This is a genomic window from Oerskovia sp. NPDC056781 (genome assembly GCF_042789955.1).
Taxonomy (GTDB): Bacteria; Actinomycetota; Actinomycetes; order Actinomycetales; family Cellulomonadaceae; genus Oerskovia; species Oerskovia rustica.
Genome location: NZ_JBHUAD010000281.1, coordinates 1 through 4,560 on the forward strand (window position 1 = coordinate 1; position 4,560 = coordinate 4,560).

The following is a 4,560-nucleotide window of genomic DNA, read 5'->3' on the forward strand; positions in this document are numbered from 1 at the left end:
CCGGAGAGATGGTCTCCGGTCCGCGCCCCGTTCTCGTGCGCCGTGGACGGCGCAGTCGTGTCGCGCCCTCAGCGCACGCCGAGCACGAACGGGTAGACCGCGGCGGCACCCGCCTGGCGCAGCAGGCGCGCGGCGACGGTGAGGGTCCAGCCCGAGTCGGTGTAGTCGTCGACCAGGAGGATCCGGCGCCCCGCGAGCCCGGCCCGCGCAGGCCCGGACAGCTCGAGCTGCAGCCGTTCGACCACCCCCGCCAGTCGCATGGCCGAGTTCACGTCGTGCCGGCCGGGCTGTTCGCGGCCCGGCACGGGACCGACCGACCCGACGAGCGGGCGGTCGAGGTAGCGCGCGAGCCCGCCGGCCAGGTGCTGGACCAGGTGGGGGCGCGTGGCCGACCGGACGGAGACCACGCCGTCGAGCAGGAGCCGGCGGGCGGGGGCGGAATCGTCGGCCGTCCCGTCCGCCGCCGCGACACCGTCGGCTGCTCCGGCCACGTCGGAGCCGCCGGTGGTGGGCGCGACCGCGTACAGCGCGTCCCACTCGTCGAGCACGCGCGCGGCGGCGCGTCGCAGCGCGACGGGGGTCTCGCCGTCGGGCACGCCGGGCGCGAAGAGCTCGCGCAGCGGGCCCGACCAGCCCAGGCCGTCGAGGCGCGCGACGGCGCGCCCCGGGGACGCGAGCTCCTCGGGGGACAGGCGACCCTTGAGGTCGAGCCCCATCCGGTCCAGGCCCGTGGGCCACTGGCGTCGCGCGACGACCTCGACACCCGGGCGGTCCATGTCGGCGCGCGCCGCGGAGACGGCCTCGGCGTCGGGGGCCGCGGGCAGGTCGACGCCGCCGCAGCGGTCGCACCGTCCGCACGTCCAGCCGGGTTCGAGCTCGGGGTCGTCGAGCGTCGAGCGCAGGAACGCCATGCGGCAGCCGGTCGTGGCCTCGTAGTCGATCATGGAGCGCTGCTCGGCGAGCCGGGTCTGCTCGACGCGCGCGTACCGGTCGGCGTCGTAGACCCACGGCTGCCCGGTCGAGACCCAGCCGCCCTTGACGCGGCGCACCGCGCCGTCGACGTCGAGGACCTTGAGCATGGTCTCCAGGCGCGAGCGCTTGAGGTCGACCTGCGTCTCGAGGGCTGCGACCGACTGCGTGCCGCCGCCCGCCTCGAGGGCCGTGAGCGTCTCGCGGACCTGACGCTCGGCGGGGAACGCGAGCGAGCCGAAGTACTCCCAGATGCGCCGGTCCTCCTCGCCGGGCAGCAGCACCACGACCGCGCTGTCGACGCCGCGCCCCGCACGACCGACCTGCTGGTAGTACGCGATGGGGGACGAGGGGGCGCCGAGGTGCACGACGAACGCGAGGTCCGGCTTGTCGAAACCCATGCCGAGCGCCGAGGTCGCGATGAGCGCCTTGACCCGGTTCTCCTTGAGGTCCGCCTCGAGCTGCTCGCGCTCGGTCGTGTCCGTCTGGCCCGTGTACGCGGCCACGGCCAGGCCTGTGGCGCGGAGCTGGCTCGCGACCTGCTCGGCGGCCGAGACCGTCAGGCAGTAGACGATCCCCGAGCCGTCGACGTCCTGAAGGGTCTCCGCGAGCCACGCGATGCGGCTCGGCTGGTCGGGCAGGTTCAGGACGGCCAGGTGCAGCGACTCGCGGTCGAGGCCGCCGCGCAGCACGAGCACGTCCTCGCGCGGGCCACCGGGCGCACGGGCGGCGGTGCCCTCGGCTCCCGTGCCGACCGACGCCCCCGTGACGCCGAGCTGCTCGGCGACGTCCGCGGTGACGCGCTCGTTCGCGGTCGCGGTCGTCGCGAGCACCGGGATGCCCGGGGGAAGGTCAGCGAGCAGGGTGCGGATGCGCCGGTAGTCGGGCCGGAAGTCGTGGCCCCAGTCGGAGATGCAGTGCGCCTCGTCGATCACGACGAGGCCCGCGTCGGCGGCGAGCCGGGGGAGCACCTCGTCGCGGAAGCCGGGGTTGTTGAGCCGCTCGGGCGAGCAGAGCAGCACGTCGACCTCGCCCGCGGCGATCGCGGCGTGCACCTCGTCCCACTCGGTCATGTTCGAGGAGTTGATCGTCACGGCGCGGATCCCGGCGCGGGCCGCGGCGGAGATCTGGTCGCGCATCAGGGCGAGCAGCGGCGAGACGATGACCGTGGGGCCTGCGCCGCGCGAGCGGAGCAGCGAGGTCGCGACGAAGTAGACCGCGGACTTGCCCCAGCCGGTGCGCTGGACCACGAGGGCCCGACGGCGGAACGCGACCAGGGCCTCGATCGCGAGCCACTGGTCGTCGCGCAGCGCGGCGTCCTCGCGGCCCACGAGCTTACGGAGCGCGGCCTCGGCCTCCTCGCGCAGGTCCTTGCCCTCGAGGAGCCCGCGCAGCATGGCGACCTTGGCGAGTCGCGCGGCGTCGGCTGCGGAGGCGCCCGACGCTGCGTCGGCCGGCGCGTCGACCGCCGCGTCGGCCGGCGCGGCCGAGGGAGCCGGGGCCGCACCGGGAGCAGCGGACCGGCGCACCGGAGCGGCTCCCGCGTCGTCGGGGACCGGGGGCTCGTCGTAGAGGTCGGCAGGGGGCTCCGACGCGAAGTCGGCAGGGAGATCGGCGTACGGGTCGTGCTGGTCACGGGGGAACGAGGTCACCCAGCGATCGTAGGCGCTGGGTGGGACAGTGCGCGGTCGTGCACAGGCGGGGCCCGGTGCGTCCGACGGGAGTCGGCCGGCCGCACCGGGCCCTCAGCGACGGGCAGGGGCGGGCAGGGGGCGGGCAGCGGCCCCTCAGGGCTTCTCAGGAGCGCATGTCCATGACGACGCGCCCGTCGATCGCGCCCTTCTCCATCTCGCCGAAGATGTCGTTGACGTCGCTCAGCGGCCGGACGGTGTAGGTCGGGGTGATCTTGCCGCGCGCGAAGAAGTCCAGCGCCTCGGCCATGTCCTTGCGGGTCCCCACGATCGAGCCGCGGACCGTGAGCCCGAACAGGACAGTCGTGAAGATGTCGAGCGGGAACTTCTCGGGGGGCAGGCCCACGAGGGACACGGTGCCGCCGCGGCGCAGCGCGCCGACGGCCTGCGGGAACGCGTGGGCGTTGACGGCCGTCACGAGCGCGCCGTGCACGCCGCCGCCGGTCTTCTCCTGGATCTCGGCCGCGGCGTCGGCCGAGGTGGCGGCGTTGACCGTGACCTCGGCACCGTGCTTGCGGGCCAGGGCGAGCTTGTCGTCGTCGACGTCGACCGCGGCGACGCGGCGCCCCATGGCCACGGCGTACTGCACGGCGATGTGCCCCAGGCCGCCGATACCGGAGACCAGCACCCACTCGCCGGGCTGGGTGTCGGTCTGCTTGAGGCCCTTGTAGACCGTGACGCCCGCGCACAGGATGGGGCCGACCGCGGAGTCCTCGACGCCGTCGGGGATGATCGGGGCGTAGCGGGAGTCGACGAGCATGTACTGGCCGAACGAGCCGTCGACCGAGTAGCCGCCGTTCTTCTGCTGCGGGCAGAGGGTCTCCCAGCCGGTCTCGCAGTACTCGCACTCGCCGCACGCGCTCCAGAGCCAGGCGTTGCCGACCTTGTCGCCGACCGCGACGCGCGTGACCTGGTCGCCGACGGCCACGACGGTGCCGACGCCCTCGTGGCCGGGCACGAACGGCGGGGAGGGCTTGACCGGCCAGTCGCCGTGCGCGGCGTGCAGGTCGGTGTGACACACGCCGGTGTAGTCGACCTTGACGAGCGCTTCGAGGGGTCCGGGGGTGGGGACCTCGACGTCGTCGATCGTGAGCGGCGCGGCGAACGTGTGGACGACGGCTGCCTTCATGGTGCTCATGACTCTCCTCCAGGAGCGGACACCGGGGGTGGGTCGAGCCGTCGACTGGCGTCAGGCGCGACGGGACGCGCGGCGCGTCCGATGATGTCCGGCTCCTCGACCGTAACCGAGGGGGTCTGCCGGTGCGCGGCGAGTGTGGGGGAGCGCGCGCGGCGGGGTCGTGAACAGCGTCAGATGCGATGTCTGTGCAGGTCAGGCGTTCTTCCGCGACCGTCCCGACGCACGACGGCGCTCGATCACGAGTGCCAGCAGCGCACCGACGAGCGCGACCCACTCGGCGACCGCGGCCGTGACCTGCTGGACCCCGCCGACCGTCTCCTCGACGCTGAAGAAGCCGACGGTCGTCGACAGGTAGAACGCGCCCAGGGTCGCGACCGAGAACCCGATCGCCCCCAGGAGCGGCAGCCAGTGGCGCCACACCAGGACCAGGAGCCCGAGCGCGAACCCCGCGACCGCGTTGAGCAGGAACAACGGGCCCACGACCTCGATGTCCTGGTAGCCCTGGACGTAGAGGAACAGGTGCACGTCGGCCGACAGCAGCAGCCCTGCGGCCGTCACGCCGCGCAGCAGCCACGCGCCCCGTGGCAGGGGCGGAGGCACGGGGGGAGTGCCCGACGCCGGGGAGCGCCCTGCGGTCGAGCCGGTCGAGCTGGTCGAGCCGTCGGCGGGAGGAGGTCCGGACGCGTCCATGAGGTGCTCCGAGTGCTCTGGTGCGGGGGGCTGCGTGGTCCGGCGCGGGCGGGGTGCCCGCGCCGGGCGGGC

General features: G+C 74.5%; 3 protein-coding genes. All 3 read right to left on the reverse strand.

All coding sequences use genetic code 11. The features are described 5' to 3' along the window. Window positions 1-68 precede the first annotated feature (68 nt). Window positions 69-2,366 carry a DEAD/DEAH box helicase gene (locus tag ACFRCR_RS17095; protein ID WP_377679206.1) on the reverse strand — a complete coding sequence of 766 codons (2,298 nt, stop codon included), beginning with the start codon at window positions 2,364-2,366 and terminating at the stop codon, window positions 69-71. Window positions 2,367-2,766: 400 nt separating this feature from the next. Beyond that, window positions 2,767-3,798, reverse strand: coding sequence for an alcohol dehydrogenase AdhP (adhP, locus tag ACFRCR_RS17100; protein WP_377679202.1), 1,032 nt, complete (start codon window positions 3,796-3,798; stop codon window positions 2,767-2,769). 192 nt (window positions 3,799-3,990) lie between these two features. Then, window positions 3,991-4,560: hypothetical protein (locus ACFRCR_RS17105; RefSeq protein WP_377679204.1), on the reverse strand; the 570-nt coding region annotated here is incomplete at its 5' end.